This is a genomic window from Streptomyces sp. NPDC005494 (assembly GCF_042872025.1).
Lineage (GTDB): Bacteria > Actinomycetota > Actinomycetes > Streptomycetales > Streptomycetaceae > Streptomyces.
The window spans coordinates 315,991-332,728 of the sequence record NZ_JBIAJR010000010.1 but is presented as its reverse complement, the minus strand read 5'-3'; the positions used below and the strand labels follow the sequence as shown (position 1 = coordinate 332,728).

Here is a 16,738-nt window from a genome sequence, read left to right as displayed (position 1 = left end):
ACGTCAGCTCTTCTCGAACCGGAAGCCGACGCCCCGGACGGTGGCGATGTAACGCGGATTGGCCGCGTCGTCGCCGAGCTTCTTGCGGAGCCAGGAGATGTGCATGTCCAGCGTCTTGGTGGAGGACCACCAGGTGGTGTCCCAGACCTCCCGCATCAGCTGGTCGCGGGTGACGACCCGGCCGGCGTCCCGGACGAGGACGCGCAGGAGGTCGAACTCCTTGGCGGTGAGCTGGAGTTCCTCGTCGCCCATCCAAGCACGGTGGGACTCGACGTCGATCCTGACGCCGTGGGTGGCGGGCTGCGGGACGGGCTCCGTGGCGCCGCGGCGCAGCAGGGCGCGGACCCGGGCGAGCAGTTCGGCGAGACGGAAGGGCTTGGTGACGTAGTCGTCGGCCCCCGCGTCCAGGCCGACGACAGTGTCGACCTCGTCGGCCCGGGCGGTCAGCACCAGGATCGGCACGGCGTGGCCGTCCGCCCGCAGCCGCCTGGCGACCTCCAGGCCGTCCATCCCGGGGAGCCCCAGGTCCAGCACGACGAGGTCGATGCCGCCCTGGAGTCCGGCGTCGAGGGCGGTCGGACCGTCCTCGCGGACCTCGACCTCGTAACCCTCCCGACGCAGGGCGCGGGCCAGGGGCTCCGAGATGGATGCGTCGTCCTCGGCGAGCAGTACACGGGTCATGCAGTGATGGTAGTCCGCGCGGGGCCGCCGGAGTGAGGCCCTCGACAGGCCCTGCGGCTCAGGGCCACGAATCGGTCATCCGCCTTTGAATGTGCGACCTTGGTTCCATCGGAACCTGTGATCCATCTCTCAAGTCCTTCCATATCGGTGCGTGTCATGTCGTATGGTTGCTCGACGCCTGTTGCACCACCGAAGGACCTTTGGGCAGCGTTTCGCGCCAAGGGTCGCTTTTGTGTACGGGCCGGTTTTCCACCGGCCCCGATCAGTGAATGACCTGTGGGCCGGGCCCGGAGCGCGAGGACGCGCACCGGGCGTGGATCCCGGAGCGGTCGGTCCCGCGATTCCGCCCCCGAGACTCCGTACGGAGTCGTGGCCGGATCGAAACTCCTCGAGGCGTCGGGGGTGGGGCGCCTCCGCACCGGTGCCGGCTACCCCCCACCGGGCGCGCACGCTCACGAGGCGACGCGTCCCGACCAGCAAGGATCGACCATGGCGTCCAGCCTGACGAAGGACTCGGCCAGTTCCACCGGCACCGAGAAGACCTTCTTCGGCCACCCCCGCGGCCTGGCCACACTCTTCATGACGGAGATGTGGGAGCGCTTCAGCTACTACGGCATGCGCGCCCTTCTCCCGCTCTACCTGATCGCTCCCAACGGGCTTCACATGAACCCCGCCACGGCCACGGCGATCTACTCCGTCTACCTGTCGCTGGTGTACCTGCTCGCCATGCCCGGCGGCTGGTTCGGCGACCGTGTCTGGGGCCCCCGCAAGACCGTCGCCATCGCGGGCGGCGTCATCATGCTCGGCCACCTGACGCTGGCACTGCCGTCCGAGGGCACCTTCTTCGCCGGGCTCGGCCTGGTCGCCATCGGTTCGGGCCTGCTGAAGTCGAACATCTCCACGATGGTCGGTCACCTCTACGACGGTCCGGACGACCCGCGCCGTGACGGTGGCTTCACGATCTTCTACATGGGCATCAACATGGGTGCCTTCGCCGCCCCGCTGATCATCGGCACCGTCGGTGAGAACGTGAACTGGCACCTGGGCTTCGCCCTGGCCGCGCTCGGCATGGGACTCGGTGTCGCCCAGTTCCTGCTCGGCACCCGCCACCTGAACGAGCGCAGCCTCGTCGTACCGAAGCCGCTCTCCGCCGACGAGCGCGCGTCCACGCTGCGCAAGTCGATGATCTGGCTGGGCATCGCGGCCGTCTTCTACATCGGCACCGTCGTCACCGGCGTCTACACGCTGAACTGGCTGCTGGTCCCGATCACGATCGCCGGCCTGGTCATCCCGGTCATGGTCCTGGTGCGCATCAAGCGCGACAAGGAGCTCAGCCAGACCGAGCAGAAGAAGATGTCCGGCTACATCTGGTTCTTCGTCGCCGCCGCCATCTTCTGGATGATCTACGACCAGGGCGGTTCGACCCTGGCGATCTTCGCCGACTCCTCCGCGGAGAACTCGGTGCTCGGCTGGGACTTCCCGGTCTCCTGGTACCAGTCGGTCAACCCGGTCCTGATCATGGCGCTGGCCCCGGTCTTCGCCGCCTTCTGGATGGCGCTGAACCGGCGGGGCAAGGAGCCGAGCACGGTCGTGAAGTTCAGCTCCGGTCTGGTGCTGGTCGGCGCGTCGTTCTTCCTCTTCCTGGCGCCGCTGACGATCGCCGGCGACGGCCACAAGGCCGCCGCGATGTGGCTGGTCGCGATCTACTTCGTGCAGACCGTCGGTGAGCTGACGCTGTCCCCGGTCGGCCTCTCGGTCACCACGAAGATGGCCCCGGCCAAGTACGCCAGCCAGATGATGGGTGTCTGGTTCCTGGCCGTGACCGCCGGTGACTGCACCACGGGTCTGCTGTCGCTCGCCGGTGTCGAGCTGAACGGCACCGGGGTGGTGGCCCTCCAGGCGGCCCTCGCGGTCGTCGCCGGTGTCGCGATCTTCTCGTACCGCGGCAAGGTCAAGGAGCTCATGGGCGACGTCCGCTGACACGGACCCCGCCCGCACGACTCAGGGCCCCGCACCGATCGGATCGGTGCGGGGCCCTGAGTCGTCGTGGCGTACGCGTCGTCGTGGCGTACGCGGAACGAGGTGACCGGGAGCTACGCGGGTGCCGCGAGCTCCGCCCAGACGGTCTTGCCGGGCTGCTCGGGCGTGCGCGTCACGCCCCAGTCCAGGCAGAGCCGCTGCACGATGAACATGCCGTGCCCCCCGGGCCGCCCCGCGCGGTGCGGGGTGCGAGGCGTGGGCTGGCCGGCGCCCCGGTCGACGACCTCGACCCGGAGCACCTTCGAGGAGAAGGCGATCCGCATCTCCTCGGGGCCGTCCGCGTGCAGGCAGGCGTTCGTGACGAGCTCGGAGACCACCAGGAGGACGTCTTCGGCGGCGGCCCTGCGGTCGGCTCCGGAGGCGGGCAGCCAGCCCCACTCGTGGAGCGCCTGCCGGGCGAAGTCACGGGCCATGGGCACGATGCCCGTGGCCTCTCTCAGCGAGAGCGTGCGCCATTGCCGGTCAGCGGGCGCGACAGAGGCGGTGCCCGTGCCTTCCGGCTCGCGGCCGAGGCCGCCCGGCGGATGTTGCCGGGTGGTGCTCATCAGCGCTTCACCTCACCGATTCACCGTGTGTTGCCATCGAACAGATACTGATCAGATACAGAGTGTGCGGGCTCCATGACCCCGACGGGTCTCTCCTGCCCGGCTGAATGGTGACAACACCCACTTCGCCTACGCCATGAGCGTGACAGGCGCGAAAGGGGAGGTGTCCGAGACGGGGAAGACGCATGGAGAGCGCCGCCCTCAGCTGCTGAGAGCCTCTTCGAGCGAGGCGTGGACGGTGAAGACCGCCTCCGCCCCCGTGATCTCGAAGACGCGAGCCACCACAGGCTGCATTCCGGCCAAGTGAACCCCTCCCCCGGCTGCCTCCGCCTTCAGGCGCGCGCCGAGCAGCACGTTGAGCCCGGTGGAGTCACAGAACTCGAGGCGTGAGCAGTCGACCACCAGACGTGTACGTCCTTGGTCGAGCGCGCTCTCCAGCGGCTCGCGCAGCAGATCGGCGGTGTGGTGATCGAGTTCACCCACCGGCGTCACGACCTCGCTGCCGCCCTCTGTCCGGACATCGACCTGTAGCCGACCCCGGTTCGCACTGCCGACCGTCCCGCGGTCCATGCCGCCCCTCTTCGCCGTCCCTCACCGTCCGCGGGACCGTATGCCCGCGGTTGCCATCGTGGATGCCCTCGACGTGCCTGAAACATTACGCGTTTCCCTCGCCACACGGTAGTCGAAGAACTCAACAAACCGGACATATAGGCGTATTTGGCACTTGTAACTCCCGGTCGGAACCGGGTAAGGGTAGAGGGACATCACCACAGGACTCGATCGGCTTCGGAGGCGCCGCTTCACCGCAGGAACACGTATGGGCATCGGCAGCCATATGCCGAGAACGATGGAGGAGAACCATGTCACCCCGGCTCGACGTATCGCGTACCCCCATCGCGACGTCGGCATGTCCTCAGGGACCGACCGATTCCGACTCCGCTGTGGCGAGCGCCGTTCCCGGCCAGCGCACCAGCACCCGCACCACCCGCACCACCGCTCCGGCCCTCGACGACGCGTTCTCGGCCGAGGAGTTCGAAGGGCTCGAAGGTCTCCCCGAGATCCCCCACTACGCCGAAGTCGGCGCGCTGGACGCGAGGGCCCTCTCGAAGACCCTCTTCGCGCGGCTGGAGGCCCTCGAGGAGGGCACCCACGAGTACGCCTACGTCCGCAACACCCTCGTGGAACTCAACCTGGCCCTGGTGAAGTTCGCCGCCGGCCGGTTCCGCTCGCGCAGCGAGCCCATGGAGGACATCGTCCAGGTCGGCACCATCGGCCTGATCAAGGCGATCGACCGCTTCGAGCTCAGCCGCGGGGTGGAGTTCCCCACCTTCGCGATGCCCACCATCATCGGCGAGATCAAGCGCTTCTTCCGTGACACCAGCTGGTCCGTGCGTGTGCCGCGCCGGCTCCAGGAGCTCCGGCTCGACCTCGCCAAGGCGGGCGACGAGCTGGCCCAGAAGCTGGACCGCGCACCCACGGTCGCCGAGCTCGCCGAGCGCCTCGGACTCACCAGGGACGAGGTCGTCGAGGGCATGGCCGCGAGCAACGCGTACACCGCGAGTTCGCTGGACGCCAAGCACGACGACCACGAGGACGGCACCGACGGGGCCCTCGCCGACCGCATCGGTTACGAGGACCACGGCATCGAGGGCATCGAGTACATCGAGTCCCTGAAGCCGCTCATCGCCGCGCTGCCCCTGCGCGACCGTACGATCCTCTCCCTGCGCTTCGTCTCCAACCTGACGCAGTCGGAGATCGGTGAAGAGCTCGGCATCTCGCAGATGCACGTGTCCCGGCTGCTCTCCCGGACCCTGGTCAAGCTCCGGAAGGGGCTGACCGTCGAGGAGTGAGCCCCCGTTCCGGCACCCCGGAACGCCCCTGCGGAAGGACCTGCCCCGGCTGACGGGCGGGTCCTTCCGCATTGTTGACGAAGTGGCACGCGCGGTTCGCCTTCGGCCAGCAGGTGGTCGATCACGGCGTCGTATATTCAGAGGCCCAGGGGTAGCGCTCCGAGTCGTACAGGACGGCGGGCACGCCCTGGATGGCCATTGGTGGTGCGCCGCAGTACAGCGCGGGCCACCACGGGGGCCGTGCCCGCCCTCGGCGCGGGCGGCAGCAGGCTGCCGGCGCCCCCCTTGAGGTCGCCGGTGGTCAGATACGCGGTGGCGGGCCTGGACCGGTCCGCGAGCGCCTCGTCCGTCGGCCCCGCAAGATCCGCGAAACCGTCGTCGAAGCTGAGGACGACGGGCCGCTCCGGCAGCGGCTCACGTCCGACGAGATGAGCGGCGAGAGCGCCGAGCATCACCGGGGTACGCCCGTCGGCGGCGATCGCGTCGAGCTGGTCGGCGAACTGCCCGGTGTGACCGTGCATTCGGCTGTCCAGCGGGGCGGGTCAGGATCAGGCCGGTGACACACGCCGGCCCGGGATCCTCACCGACGGCAGGGTGAGGGCGCTGAGCCGGTGCGGATCGGCGATGACGTCGTCCGCTGAAGACCACTGGAGGGCCGCCCCCCGCGCCGGGCCCGACCGAGGCGCCCGCGTACACCGTGAGCCCGCCGGTCTTCAGGGCGTGGTGAAAACCGGACCGCCCGCGCGTCGACGTCACACGACCCGCTGTCCGCCCCGCCACACGGCCCTGACCAGCGGGACTCCCGGCCTGTAGGCGAGATGGACGTGGCTGGGGGCGTCGAGGAGCACGAGGTCCGCACGGGCTCCGGGGGTGATACGGCCGATGTCGGTGCGCCGCAGCGCCGCCGCGCCTCCGGCGGTGGCGGACCAGACCGCCTCGTCGGGGGTCATGCCCATGTCCCGTACGGCGAGGGCGATGCAGAACGGCATGGAGGAGGTGAAGGAGGAGCCCGGGTTGCAGTCGGTGGACAGGGCGACGGTCGCGCCCGCCCCGAGGATCCGCCGGGCGTCGGGCCACTGCGCACGGGTGGAGAACTCGGCGCCGGGCAGCAGGGTGGCGACCGTGTACCCCTGGCCGAGCGCTTCGAGGTCGGCGTCGTCGAGGTAGGTGCAGTGGTCGGCGGAGGCCGCGCCGAGCTCGACGGCGAGGCGGACGCCGGGACCGTGACCGAGCTGGTTGGCGTGGACCCGGGGGTGCAGACCGGCCGCGAGACCCGCGGTGAGGATCGTGCGCGCCTGGTCCTCGTCGAAAGCGCCCCGCTCGCAGAAGACGTCGATCCAGCGGGCGTGAGGGGCGCAGGCGGCGAGCATCGGGCCGGTGACCAGGTCCACGTAGGCGGCGGGGTCGTCTTCGTGGTCGGGGGACACGATGTGGGCACCCAGGAAGGTGACCTCGTCGGTGTGGCGGGCGGCGACGCGCAGGGACCGCACCTCGTCCTCGACGGTGAGCCCGTAGCCGGACTTGGTCTCCAGGGTGGTGGTGCCCTGCTGGAGCGCCTCGGCGAGGTAGCGCGCGACGTTGGCCGACAGTTCCTCGTCGGAGGCGGCGCGGGTGGCGGAGACGGTCGTGCGGATGCCTCCCGCGGAGTAGGGGCGGCCTGACATGCGGGCGTTGAACTCGGCGGTGCGGTCGCCCGCGAACACCAGGTGGGAATGGGAGTCCACGAAGCCCGGGATCACGGCCCGGCCGCCCGCGTCGAAGGCGTTGTCGGTGGCGGGTGCTTTGCTTGACTCACCGGTCCACACGACGCGGTCGCCCTCGATGACGACGGCCGCGTCCCGGATCAGACCCAGGGGGGTCCCGTCGCCGAGGGAGGGGTTGTTGGTGACCAGGTTCGCGATGTGGGTGATGGCGGTCGTCGGGGCCGTCGGGGTCGTCATCAGCGTGCGGCTTTCGTCGGGGTCGCCGCCCGGCAGGACTGCCGGGCGCGGGGGCGTTGTTTCGGCAGCGGCGGGGGCTCCGGCGGAGGACGGGACCCCTGCGCGAGGTGGGGCGCCGGCGGGGGGCGGGGCCCCTGCGGGGGCGGGGGACCCGGTCCGGGGTGTCCGCCGGGGGGTCAGCCGTGCAGGGCGGAGACTGCGGAGGCCAGCGCTCCGGGCACGTCGTCGATCCGTGTGTGCCGGCCGTCCCGGACGATGTGCCGTCCCGCGACCACCGTGTGCCGCACATCCGCGGCGGAGGCGGCGAATACGGCCGCTTCCGCGGCCAGCCTGGGCACCGGCCCGGCCGTCCTGACGGAGTCGAGCGCGACGGTCGTGAGATCGGCCGGCGCGCCCGGTTCCAGCACGCCCGCGTCCGGCCGGCCGAGTGCGGCGTGCCCGTCGGCGGAGGCGGCCCTGAGGAGTGCGGCCGCCGTCCAGTGACCGCGTACATGGGTGCGCAGGCGTTCGTTGAGCTCCATCGCCCGGGCCTCCTCGAAGAGGTCGATGACGGCGTGGCTGTCGCTGCCCAGCGAGAGCGGCGAGCCCGCGGTCTGCAGTGCGGTGGCGGGTCCGATCCCGTCGGCGAGGTCGCGTTCGGTGGTGGGGCACATGCAGGTGCCCGTCCGGGAGCTGCCCAGCAGCTCGATGTCCTCGGCGCCCAGGTGGGTGTTGTGGATTCCGGTGGTGTGGGGTCCGAGGACCCCGTGGTCGGCGAGGAGCCGGGCGGGGGTGCGGCCGTGGGCGGCGAGGCAGGCGTCGTTCTCCGCCGTCTGCTCGGAGAGGTGGACGTGCAGCGGGGCGGCGCGCTCGCGCGCCCACTCCGCGACGGTGGACAACTGCCCGGCCGGGACGGCCCGTACGGAATGGACCGCGGCCCCGATGCGCACCATGTCGCCGTCCCCCTTGAGGAGACCGGCGCGCTCCGCCCAGGCGTCGGCGGTGGTGTCGGAGAAGCGGAGCTGGTGGCGGCTGGGCTTCTCGCCGAAACCGGCCGCGAGATAGGCGGTGTCGAGCAGGGTGATGCGGATGCCCGCCTCGGAGGCAGCCGCGATGAGCGCCTCGCCCATGGCGTTCGGGTTGTCGTAGGGCGTACCGCCGGGCGCGTGGTGCAGGTAGTGGAACTCGCCCACCGCGGTGATGCCCGCGAGCGCCATCTCGGCGTACGTGGCGCGGGCCAGCTCGTAGTAGCTGTCGGGGGTGAGCCGGGCGGCCGTGCGGTACATCGTCTCGCGCCACGTCCAGAAGGTGCCGGATCCCACCTGCACGGTGGACCGCAAGGCGCGGTGGAAGGCGTGCGAATGCGTGTTGGCCAGCCCCGGGACGGTGAGGCCGCGCAGCGTGGTGGCACCGGGCGGCGGCGTGTCGATGCCCGTGCGGACACCGGCGATGCGCCCGCCGGCCACGTCCAGGAGGACCCCCGGCTCGACGTGGGTGCCGAGCCAGGCGTGCGACATCCAGTACGTCGCGGTGACCCGTGTGCCCGTCGGTTGCGTTGTCAGCTGCACGCGAGACCTTCCAGTACGTCGGCGAGTGCCCTCACCCCGGCCACGCAGTCGTCCTCCGCGGCGTGCTCGGCGGGCGAGTGCGAGATCCCGGTGGGGTTCCGTACGAACAGCATGGCGGTCGGCACGGAAGCGGACAAAATACCCGCGTCGTGTCCCGCCCCGGTGCCGAGCACGGGCACGGCGCGGCCCGAGGGACCGGGACCGTGCCGTCCCAGCAGCCGGCGCATCTCGTCACGCAGCGCGTGCTGGAACTCCACGACCGGCGTGAACGACTCCCGTACGACGGCGAGATCGATCCCGGCCCGCTCGGCGTGCTCCCGCGCGGCCCGCTCGACACCGGCGACGACGGTGTCCAGGGTCGCCTGGTCCGCGGCCCGCGAGTCGAGCCAGCCCCGCACGAGGGAGGGGATCGCGTTGACCCCGTTCGGCTCCACGGCGACCTTGCCGAAGGTGGCCAGGCCGCCGGCGAGCTCCGCCTCGCGCCGGGCCGCGAGCACGGTCTCGGCGTACGTGAGCATCGGGTCGCGCCGGTCGGCGAGCCCGGTGGTGCCCGCGTGGTTGGCCTCGCCGCGGAAGTCGAAGCGCCAGCGGCCGTGCGGCCAGATGGCGGAGGCGACGCCCACCGGGTCCCCACTCAGGTCGAGGGCGCGCCCCTGCTCCACATGCAGCTCGACGAACGCGCCGATGCGGGCGAGGCGACCGGGGTCGGGCCCGATGGCGTCGGGGTCGTGTCCTGCGGCCTCCATGGCCTGCGGCAACGAGACGCCGTCCCCGTCCCGGAGCCGGTGCGCGTCCTGGACGGTCAGCTGCCCGGCGGCAAGCCGGGACCCGACGCAGGCGAGCCCGAAGCGGGCCCCCTCCTCGTCGACGAAGTTGGTGATGGCGAGTGGTCTGGTGAACTCCGCTCCCCTGCGGCGGAGTTCGTCGAGCGCCGCGAAGGAGCTCACCACGCCCAGAGGGCCGTCGAAGGCGCCGCCGTCGGGTACGGAGTCGAGGTGGGAGCCGGTGACCACGGCGTCCCCCGCGAGCGGATCGCCGAGCCAGGCCCACTGGTTGCCGTTGCGGTCGGTCTCGTGGACGAGGCCGCGCGCCTCGGCCTGCGCCCGGAACCACAGGCGGCACTCCGCGTCCGCCCCGGTCCAGGCGTGGCGACGGTAGCCGCCGGAGGCGTCGTTGCGGCCGATGGGCAGCAGCGAGCGCCACATGGCGTGGAAGGTGTCGCTCACGCGGTGCCTTCCTCCCGCATCGGGATGCGCACGCCGCGCTCGTCCGCGACCGACTCCGCGATGTCGTAGCCGGCGTCCACGTGCCGGATCACACCCATGCCGGGGTCGTTGGTGAGGACGCGGCGGATCTTCTCGCCGGCCAGCTTCGTGCCGTCGGCGACGGAGACCTGGCCCGCGTGGAGGGAGCGGCCCATACCGACGCCGCCGCCGTGGTGGATGGAGACCCAGGACGCCCCAGAGGCGACGTTGACCATGGCGTTCAGCAGAGGCCAGTCCGCGATCGCGTCGGAGCCGTCGAGCATGGCTTCCGTCTCGCGGTAGGGGGAAGCCACCGAACCGCAGTCCAGGTGGTCGCGGCCGATCGCGAGCGGGGCGGCGAGGGTGCCGTTGCCGACCATGTCGTTGAACATGTCGCCCGCCTTGTCGCGTTCGCCCTGGCCGAGCCAGCAGATGCGGGCCGGCAGCCCCTGGAAGTGGACCCGCTCCCCCGCCATGCGGATCCACCGGTGCAGCGACTCGTTCTCCGGGAAGAGTTCGAGCAGCGCCTTGTCCGTCTTGTGGATGTCCGACGCCTCGCCCGACAGCGCGGCCCAACGGAAAGGCCCCTTGCCCTCGCAGAAGAGGGGCCGGATGTAGGCGGGCACGAAGCCCGGGAAGTCGAACGCCCGCGCGTAACCCGCGAGCTGGGCCTCGCCGCGGATCGAGTTGCCGTAGTCGAAGACCTCGGCCCCGGCGTCCATGAAACCGACCATGGCCTCGACGTGCGCGGCCATCGACTCACGGGCGCGCCGGGTGAAGTCCGCGGGCTTCTCGGCCGCGTACGAAGCCATGTCGTCGTGGTCGACACCCACGGGCAGGTAGGCGAGCGGGTCGTGCGCGCTGGTCTGGTCGGTGACGATGTCGACGGGGGCGCCCTCGGCGAGCATGCGCGGCAGCAGCTCCGCCGCGTTGCCGAGCAGGCCGATGGAGAGCGGGCGCCGCGCGTCGCGGGCCTCGACGGCCAGCTGGAGCGCGTGCTCCAGCGAGTCCGCCCGCACGTCGAGGTAGCGGTGCTCGATCCGGCGCTCGATGGCTCGGGGGTCGCAGTCGATGCAGAGGGCCACACCGTCGTTCATCGTGACGGCCAGCGGCTGGGCGCCGCCCATGCCGCCGAGCCCCGCCGTCAGCGTGATGGTGCCGGCCAGCGTCCCGCCGAACCGCTTGGCGGCGACGGCGGCGAACGTCTCGTAGGTGCCCTGGAGGATGCCCTGGGTCCCGATGTAGATCCAGGAGCCCGCGGTCATCTGCCCGTACATGGTGAGCCCGAGCGCCTCCAGACGGCGGAACTCCTCCCAGTTGGCCCAGTCGCCCACCAGGTTGGAGTTGGCGATCAGGACACGGGGCGCCCACTCGTGGGTCTGCATGACGCCGACCGGCCGCCCCGACTGGACGAGCATCGTCTCGTCCTGCTTGAGCGTCCGCAGCGTACGGACCATGGCGTCGAAGGACCGCCAGTCGCGGGCGGCCTTCCCCGTGCCGCCGTAGACGACGAGCTTGTCGGGGTGTTCGGCGACCTCGGGGTCGAGATTGTTCTGCAGCATGCGGAGGGCGGCTTCCTGCTGCCATCCCAGGGCGCTCAGTTCCGTACCGCGCGGTGCCCGTACGGGGCGGGGTCCTGACATGGCGGATGCCTCCTCGCGAATGTGACTCTCCTATTCACATCCTGGCGACATGAATAGTCCTAGTCAACAGGCGAGGTCCCCGCCAGGCCGGGCAGTCGCCCTCGCACCACTCTCCGGGAGGCACCTCGACCACGGCGCGGACGACTTCGCCCACGGGGGAACCCCCGACCGGCTTCGGCGCCGCCCTGCCGACCGCGTCCTCGCGCTCCTCGCGCTCCTCGCGCTCCTCGCGCTCCTCACGATCGGAATCGGTCTCCAGGTGATCGACAAGTTGGTGATGCCGGGCACCGAGGGGGCCTGAGAGCACTCACCGGAGGGCCGGATTCAGCCACGGTCGGACAACCGGCCGGACAACTTCCGACAGGCCGCCCCGCGTCCACCTGCGGGCTCCTACACGTTCGTTCGCATGTACCACTGGAAAATGCCAGAACTCCCACCCGGCGTGCACACGTTGCGTAGCCTCTCCACTACATCCGTACGCCACGTTCGGGAGGGGAATCCGCGGTGCCCGGAATCGACGAGTGCCTCATCGAAGTCATGAGGCTGCCCGGTGCCCGAGGCGCCGCGGTGGTCGACTGGACCAGCGGTCTCGCCCTCGGCACCATAGGTGAGTCGCCCAACGGCGACCACGAGGCCACGGCCGCCGAGACGGCCGAGGTGGCGAGGATGGCCGCGGAACAGCCCGTCTTCGCGCAGGCCGAGGCGCCCGCCGGCTCGGCCGGCCCGCCCGCCCCCGCCGTCGAGGACGTCATCGTCACCACCGCTCCCGGCTACCACATCCTCCGTTTCGTCGAGACGGCGTTCGACAGCAGCGTCTTCCTCCACCTCTGGCTGGACCGCGCGGAAGGCAATCTCGCCCTCGCCCGCATAAAGCTCGGCGAGATAGCGGAGCGGCTGGTCCTGGCATGAGCCCCACCGCCGCCGCCCCGGCGGACCTGCCGGAACGGGCCGCTCCGTCCCCGATGCTCCAACGGCTCGCTGCCGAGCGCGCGACCGGCGCGCTGATGCGTGACCGCGGCACCCTCTATCTCGCCGACGGCGAGGTCGTCCACGCCGAGAGCCCGGCCACCCCCGGGATCGACGTCCTGCTGACCACCGGCGGGGCCCTGCGCTCCGAGGGCTGGTGGGACGCGGTCGCCCAGGCGGGCGCCGGCCGACGGGTCGGCCGCTACCTCGTGGACAGCGGCCGGGTCCCCGGCGGCGCCCTGGAGCTCTGCCATCTGGGGGCTCTGTACGACGCGGCCTACTTCGCCCTGGCCCCCACCCACACCCCGGCCCGCTTCCGCTACGGGGTCTCCCACTGGATGGGCCCCGTCCGTCCCGTACCCGTGCACGCCGTGCAGCGCGAGACGCTCCGGCGACGTGAACTCCTGGACCGGATCTGGCCGGACGCGCTCACCGACAGCGCCCCGCTCATCCCCACGGCGCACCCGGTGGACGCACCGGTGCCCCCGCGTCAGCGCCGTGTCCTGGCCCTGGTCGACGGGGAGCGCACGGCCACGGACATCGCCCGGGAACTGGGCCGCTCCGCCTTCCACATCCTGGTCGATCTGCGCCGGCTCGCCGCGGCCGGACTCGTCGAAGCGCTCCGCCCGGCCACGCCGGGGTCCGAGCCCGGCCGGATCACGCTGCCCGAGGTCACCACGGACCCCGACGTCGCCCTGCTCCGCCGGCTCAGAGACGCATTGGAGGCCCTGTGATACGCGCGCTCAGACAGCGTGCCGGGAGGAGACAGCTGATGGTGCCCGAGGCCGAAGTCAAGGATGTCCTCGACGAGCTCCAGCGGTTACGCGCCCGGGTACCGCTCCTGACCGGCGCACTCGCCGCCAGCACCGACGGCCTGGTCGTCGCCCACGACACACCGGGCATCGAGGCGGAGGGCGTCGCCGCCCTCACCGCCGCCGCGCTGGGCGTCTCGATCCGGATGGCCGACGCCACCGGCCGCGGCGGATTCCGCGAACTCCTGATCCGGGGCGAGAACGGCTACATCGCCACCTACGCGGCGGGCTCCTCCGCCGTCCTCACCCTGCTGGCCGAGGACCGCATCAACGTCGGCCGCCTCCACCTCGAAGGCCGCCGGGCCGGCGCGCGCATCGGCGAAGTGGTCGACGCCGCACAGGAACACGCCGACCGGACGGTGACACCTCCGCGCGCACAGCAGTCCGGGGCGCTGCCCCGCCGTGCCACGACACCGGATCCCTTGTGACACCCGTACGCAGCCAGAAACGGACCGGCCAACGGGCCGGCCAGGGAAAGGAAACGAGCACTATGGCCAACACCGAAGCGTCACTGAAGGAAGCGATGGCGTCGATCGAGGGGACCCTCGGTGTCGCACTCGTCGACTACACGAGCGGCATGGCCCTGGGCACCCTCGGCGGTGGCAAGGACTTCAACCTGGAGGTCGCCGCCGCGGGCAACACGGACGTCATCCGCGCGAAGCTCCGGACCATGGAGCACCTGGGCATCAAGGACGAGATCGAGGACGTCCTGATCACTCTCGGCGGTCAGTACCACCTGATCCGGCTGCTCAAGACCCGTGGCAGCAACGGCCTGTTCCTCTACCTCGTCCTGGACAAGGTCAGGGCCAACCTCGCCATGGCCCGTCACCAGCTGAGGAGGATCGAGGCCGAGCTGGAGGTCTGACCCTCCGGGCCACCGATCTCACTGGCGGCGACGCCGCGCCCCACCGGGTGCGGCGTCCCCCGCCACGGGCCCGGTCGTCCGGTACGCCTTCACCTGCCGGCCGGCGGGCCGGCCGTTCTCCACCCGGTCGGTGCGCACCCAGTACAGGACGTCGTCCCGCACCTCCCGGCGGCCGAACCGCGCGGCCTTCAGCCAGAGCCCGGCGCCCGCCCCGGCCAGCACGAGTCCGCCCGCCCCCGGGAGCACGGCCGCGGTCGCCACCGCCACCAGGAACGCGCCGAGCAGCCACCACCGGTGGCCGCGCCGCCAGTTCCGCACGGTCACATCCCGGTCCTGGAGGAAGTCGCTCCGCCCCGCCCGGGTGGCGCCGCGGGCGAGCTCCGCGTACCGCCCCGTCCGTGCGAACGCCACCACGGCCAGGGTCACCAGGAACATCGCGGCGCCGGCCAGCAGCCCGATCCGCCGCCCGGCGAGCCCAGGTACGAACGCCCCGACGGCTGCCGCCAGCAGCCCCGGCCACCACATCGGCGCGGCCCCGGCCCGTACGATCACGGCCACCCTCGCCAACGACTGCGCTCCGCGCCCCACGTCCGTACCCCTCTCCCGCAGCTCCCTGTGCACCTTCTGGGCGCGGAGATTAATAGGCACAGATGAGCGACGTCTGAGAATCCGCAGAAGCGGCCCGCCCGGATTCCGGAGCCGCCCGGACCCATGGCGGGCACCGGTCCACGACAGGCCACCGGCCCCACAGCAGGAGCCCGGCTCCGGCCCACGGCTTATGGCCCACAGCCCACGGCTCAATGGCTCACAGCTCCCGGCCCACGGCTCAGTGGCTTACGAAAGCCCCTGGCCCCCGGCTCCCGGCTACTCGACGAACAGCCCTCGCGCGGCGGCCTTCGCGTCGAACTCCTCCAGCCGTGCCTGCGCCTCGGGCAGCTCGTCGCACATCGCTTCCAGCAGTGCCCGCCCCAGCAGCATCGGCGCACACGCGGTGTCGAAGGCCAGGCCCGTCCCCACGGCGGCCGGGAGCAGCAGATCGCTCTGGGCGGCCACCGGGGCGAACGCCGAGTCGGCCACGGTCACGACGGTCAGCCCCTGCTCCCGTGCGTACGCCAGCGCGTCCACGGCCTCGCGGGGGTGCCGCGGCAGCGCGAAGCACATCAGCGCGCTCGCGCCCGCCCGGCGGGCGGCGTCGATGCGGTCGTGCAGCATGCTGCCGCCCTCGTCGAGCACCCGCACGTCCGGGTGCACCTTGCCGGCGAAGTAGCCGAACCCCCGGGCCTGCGGGGAGGCGGCCCGCAGGCCGAGCACGAGCAGCGGCCGGGACGCGGCGAGCAGCCGTCCCGCCCGTTCCACCGGGGCCGGATCGGCGAGCAGATCGGCCAGCTGGCGAAGATTCTCGATCTCGGCCCGCACCGCCTGCTGATATTCGTTCAGGGAGTCCGCCGCGCCACCCTCCGTACCGGCCGGTGCGACCTCCCGCAGGTGCTTGCGCAGAGCCGGGTAGCCGTCGAACCCCAGCGCCACGGCGAAGCGCGTGACGGACGGCTGACTGACCCCGGCCAGCTCGGCCAGCTCGACGCTCGACAGGAACGGGGCGTCGGCGGCCCGCCGCACCATGGAGTGCGCGATACGCCGCTGGGTGGGCGTGAGCCGCTGCCCCTCGAAGAGCTGCTGCAACCGCGCCGCCGGGCCGCTCCCGCTCATGCTGTCCCCTCCAGTGATTCCGCCGCGCCGGTCCGGCACCCGAGGAATCCATTCAGCCAGCAAGCAGTCTGCATGTCCATATACATCCGGCGGTCCGGCCAGGTCCGCGGAAGGGCGCGGCCGGCCCGGCGGCGGACTCGCATTGCGGGACCGCTCTCCCCTGCCGACCCTTGGAGCATGATCCCAGCCAATACGAGAGGGCCCGGCGGCATCGTCGTCCGCTACGGCGACGCCGACGCCGCCCACGTGCTGAGCGTCTACGCCGATCTGCGCTGCCCGTACTGCAAGCGCATGGAGCTGGACCTCGGGGCGGTGATGGAGCGGGCAGCGGACGAGGGCAGCTTCGCGGTGGACCACCATTTCGGCACGTTCATCGACGATTCGGCGGGCGGCAGCGGGTCCCTGGAGGCGCTGGCCGCGCTCGGCGCCGCGGCGGACGAGGGACAGAAGCCGTTCATGCAGTACCTGCGGGTGCTCTACGCCGATCAGCCCAGCGAGGACGTCGATGCCTTCGCCGACCGGGACAACCTGCTGCGGCTGGCCGGAGAGGTCGAGGCGCTGCACACCGACTCCTTCCGGCAGAAGGTCGCCGAGCGCACCTATCTGCCCTGGGCGGCACAGGTGTCGGCCGCCTTCGAGCAGAGCGGCGTCCGGTCCACCCCGACGGTCCTGATCGACGGCACACCGGTGGCCGTCATCAACAGCATGGGATACGCGGTCACGCCCGAGGCCTTCCTCGCCGAGGTCACGCCCCCGTGAACGCCCGCTTCCCCGGGGCGCCCCCCTGAACACCTGCTCCCCCCGGGGGCGCCCCCGTGAACACCCGCCACCCCGGCGGCGCCCGGCCCCGGGCTCCGTCCGTGCGCCTCTGTCCAGCCGGCACGGGACTCGCTCCGGG

The 16,738-nt window shown here is 71.7% G+C and carries 17 protein-coding genes and 1 pseudogene; 8 read left to right on the top strand and 10 right to left on the bottom strand.

Features of this window, described 5'->3' with window-relative positions; translation table 11 throughout:
• Positions 1 to 3 precede the first annotated feature (3 nt).
• Complete coding sequence (locus ACFYQ6_RS27920; protein WP_388765505.1) at positions 4 to 681, bottom strand: response regulator transcription factor; 678 nt, start codon at positions 679 to 681, stop codon at positions 4 to 6.
• Positions 682 to 1,170: 489 nt separating this feature from the next.
• Between ACFYQ6_RS27920 and ACFYQ6_RS27915 the strand changes: the two genes are divergently transcribed.
• Positions 1,171 to 2,661, top strand: coding sequence for an oligopeptide:H+ symporter (locus ACFYQ6_RS27915; RefSeq protein WP_388765503.1), 1,491 nt, complete (start codon positions 1,171 to 1,173; stop codon positions 2,659 to 2,661).
• Between the two features lie 113 nt (positions 2,662 to 2,774).
• Here ACFYQ6_RS27915 and ACFYQ6_RS27910 read toward each other — a convergent pair whose 3' ends face one another.
• A complete protein-coding gene (locus ACFYQ6_RS27910; RefSeq protein WP_361575052.1) occupies positions 2,775 to 3,266 on the bottom strand; it encodes an ATP-binding protein in 492 nt (163 codons plus the stop codon).
• Between the two features lie 201 nt (positions 3,267 to 3,467).
• On the bottom strand, positions 3,468 to 3,836 hold the full coding sequence (locus ACFYQ6_RS27905; RefSeq protein WP_361575055.1) for an STAS domain-containing protein: 369 nt from the start codon (positions 3,834 to 3,836) through the stop codon (positions 3,468 to 3,470).
• Between the two features lie 290 nt (positions 3,837 to 4,126).
• Here ACFYQ6_RS27905 and ACFYQ6_RS27900 point away from each other — a divergent pair, with 290 nt between their 5' ends.
• A complete protein-coding gene (locus ACFYQ6_RS27900) occupies positions 4,127 to 5,116 on the top strand; it encodes an RNA polymerase sigma factor SigF (protein ID WP_388765499.1) in 990 nt (329 codons plus the stop codon).
• A gap of 251 nt (positions 5,117 to 5,367) precedes the next feature.
• Here ACFYQ6_RS27900 and ACFYQ6_RS27895 read toward each other — a convergent pair.
• From ACFYQ6_RS27895 to hutU, 5 genes and pseudogenes are all read right to left on the bottom strand, one after another.
• Positions 5,368 to 5,681: pseudogene (locus ACFYQ6_RS27895) on the bottom strand (polysaccharide deacetylase family protein); the annotation flags it as partial.
• Between the two features lie 187 nt (positions 5,682 to 5,868).
• Positions 5,869 to 7,056 (bottom strand): imidazolonepropionase, encoded by a 1,188-nt coding sequence (hutI, locus tag ACFYQ6_RS27890; protein WP_361575082.1) that lies wholly within the window; start codon positions 7,054 to 7,056, stop codon positions 5,869 to 5,871.
• A gap of 176 nt (positions 7,057 to 7,232) precedes the next feature.
• Complete coding sequence (locus tag ACFYQ6_RS27885; RefSeq protein ID WP_388765497.1) at positions 7,233 to 8,603, bottom strand: formimidoylglutamate deiminase; 1,371 nt, start codon at positions 8,601 to 8,603, stop codon at positions 7,233 to 7,235.
• Complete coding sequence (locus tag ACFYQ6_RS27880; protein WP_388765561.1) at positions 8,594 to 9,808, bottom strand: allantoate amidohydrolase; 1,215 nt, start codon at positions 9,806 to 9,808, stop codon at positions 8,594 to 8,596. Before ACFYQ6_RS27880 ends, ACFYQ6_RS27885 begins: the two co-directional genes overlap by 10 nt.
• A gap of 17 nt (positions 9,809 to 9,825) precedes the next feature.
• A complete protein-coding gene (gene hutU, locus ACFYQ6_RS27875; RefSeq protein WP_388765495.1) occupies positions 9,826 to 11,490 on the bottom strand; it encodes a urocanate hydratase in 1,665 nt (554 codons plus the stop codon).
• Positions 11,491 to 11,539: 49 nt separating this feature from the next.
• On the opposite strand from hutU, the gene ACFYQ6_RS27870 reads away from it, so the two are divergent.
• From ACFYQ6_RS27870 to ACFYQ6_RS27850, 5 genes are all read left to right on the top strand, one after another.
• Positions 11,540 to 11,791, top strand: a complete 252-nt coding sequence (locus tag ACFYQ6_RS27870; RefSeq protein ID WP_388765493.1) for a hypothetical protein — start codon at positions 11,540 to 11,542, stop codon at positions 11,789 to 11,791.
• A gap of 203 nt (positions 11,792 to 11,994) precedes the next feature.
• Positions 11,995 to 12,399 (top strand): hypothetical protein, encoded by a 405-nt coding sequence (locus ACFYQ6_RS27865; RefSeq protein WP_361575094.1) that lies wholly within the window; start codon positions 11,995 to 11,997, stop codon positions 12,397 to 12,399.
• Entirely contained in the window at positions 12,396 to 13,190 is a 795-nt protein-coding gene (locus ACFYQ6_RS27860) for a helix-turn-helix domain-containing protein (protein ID WP_361575097.1), read from the top strand. Before ACFYQ6_RS27865 ends, ACFYQ6_RS27860 begins: the two co-directional genes overlap by 4 nt.
• A 38-nt stretch (positions 13,191 to 13,228) precedes the next feature.
• Positions 13,229 to 13,696, top strand: a complete 468-nt coding sequence (locus tag ACFYQ6_RS27855; protein ID WP_361575099.1) for a roadblock/LC7 domain-containing protein — start codon at positions 13,229 to 13,231, stop codon at positions 13,694 to 13,696.
• Positions 13,697 to 13,758: 62 nt separating this feature from the next.
• Entirely contained in the window at positions 13,759 to 14,133 is a 375-nt protein-coding gene (locus tag ACFYQ6_RS27850) for a hypothetical protein (RefSeq protein WP_361575102.1), read from the top strand.
• A gap of 18 nt (positions 14,134 to 14,151) precedes the next feature.
• Here the strand turns inward: ACFYQ6_RS27850 and ACFYQ6_RS27845 are convergent, their stop codons facing one another.
• Together ACFYQ6_RS27845 and ACFYQ6_RS27840 are read right to left on the bottom strand one after the other, a co-directional pair.
• On the bottom strand, positions 14,152 to 14,691 hold the full coding sequence (locus tag ACFYQ6_RS27845; RefSeq protein ID WP_361575105.1) for a hypothetical protein: 540 nt from the start codon (positions 14,689 to 14,691) through the stop codon (positions 14,152 to 14,154).
• A 306-nt stretch (positions 14,692 to 14,997) separates the two neighbouring features.
• The gene (locus ACFYQ6_RS27840; protein ID WP_361575108.1) at positions 14,998 to 15,840 is read right to left on the bottom strand and encodes a MurR/RpiR family transcriptional regulator; all 843 of its coding nucleotides are present in this window, start codon (positions 15,838 to 15,840) and stop codon (positions 14,998 to 15,000) included.
• A 177-nt stretch (positions 15,841 to 16,017) separates the two neighbouring features.
• On the opposite strand from ACFYQ6_RS27840, the gene ACFYQ6_RS27835 reads away from it, so the two are divergent.
• Complete coding sequence (locus tag ACFYQ6_RS27835) at positions 16,018 to 16,599, top strand: thioredoxin domain-containing protein (protein WP_361575111.1); 582 nt, start codon at positions 16,018 to 16,020, stop codon at positions 16,597 to 16,599.
• Positions 16,600 to 16,738 lie beyond the last annotated feature (139 nt).

Excerpts from the sequence above, each read along its gene's own strand:
- ACFYQ6_RS27840 (WP_361575108.1), bottom strand. The coding sequence starts at position 15,840 with ATGAGCGGGAGCGGCCCGGCGGCGCGGTTGCAGCAGCTCTTCGAGGGG.
- hutU (WP_388765495.1), bottom strand. The coding sequence starts at position 11,490 with ATGTCAGGACCCCGCCCCGTACGGGCACCGCGCGGTACGGAACTGAGC.
- ACFYQ6_RS27915 (WP_388765503.1), top strand. The coding sequence starts at position 1,171 with ATGGCGTCCAGCCTGACGAAGGACTCGGCCAGTTCCACCGGCACCGAG.
- hutI (WP_361575082.1), bottom strand. The coding sequence starts at position 7,056 with ATGACGACCCCGACGGCCCCGACGACCGCCATCACCCACATCGCGAAC.
- ACFYQ6_RS27900 (WP_388765499.1), top strand. The coding sequence starts at position 4,127 with ATGTCACCCCGGCTCGACGTATCGCGTACCCCCATCGCGACGTCGGCA.
- ACFYQ6_RS27855 (WP_361575099.1), top strand. The coding sequence starts at position 13,229 with ATGGTGCCCGAGGCCGAAGTCAAGGATGTCCTCGACGAGCTCCAGCGG.
- ACFYQ6_RS27910 (WP_361575052.1), bottom strand. The coding sequence starts at position 3,266 with ATGAGCACCACCCGGCAACATCCGCCGGGCGGCCTCGGCCGCGAGCCG.
- ACFYQ6_RS27905 (WP_361575055.1), bottom strand. The coding sequence starts at position 3,836 with ATGGACCGCGGGACGGTCGGCAGTGCGAACCGGGGTCGGCTACAGGTC.
- ACFYQ6_RS27880 (WP_388765561.1), bottom strand. The coding sequence starts at position 9,808 with ATGTGGCGCTCGCTGCTGCCCATCGGCCGCAACGACGCCTCCGGCGGC.
- ACFYQ6_RS27850 (WP_361575102.1), top strand. The coding sequence starts at position 13,759 with ATGGCCAACACCGAAGCGTCACTGAAGGAAGCGATGGCGTCGATCGAG.
- ACFYQ6_RS27870 (WP_388765493.1), top strand. The coding sequence starts at position 11,540 with ATGAATAGTCCTAGTCAACAGGCGAGGTCCCCGCCAGGCCGGGCAGTC.
- ACFYQ6_RS27860 (WP_361575097.1), top strand. The coding sequence starts at position 12,396 with ATGAGCCCCACCGCCGCCGCCCCGGCGGACCTGCCGGAACGGGCCGCT.
- ACFYQ6_RS27835 (WP_361575111.1), top strand. The coding sequence starts at position 16,018 with ATGATCCCAGCCAATACGAGAGGGCCCGGCGGCATCGTCGTCCGCTAC.
- ACFYQ6_RS27920 (WP_388765505.1), bottom strand. The coding sequence starts at position 681 with ATGACCCGTGTACTGCTCGCCGAGGACGACGCATCCATCTCGGAGCCC.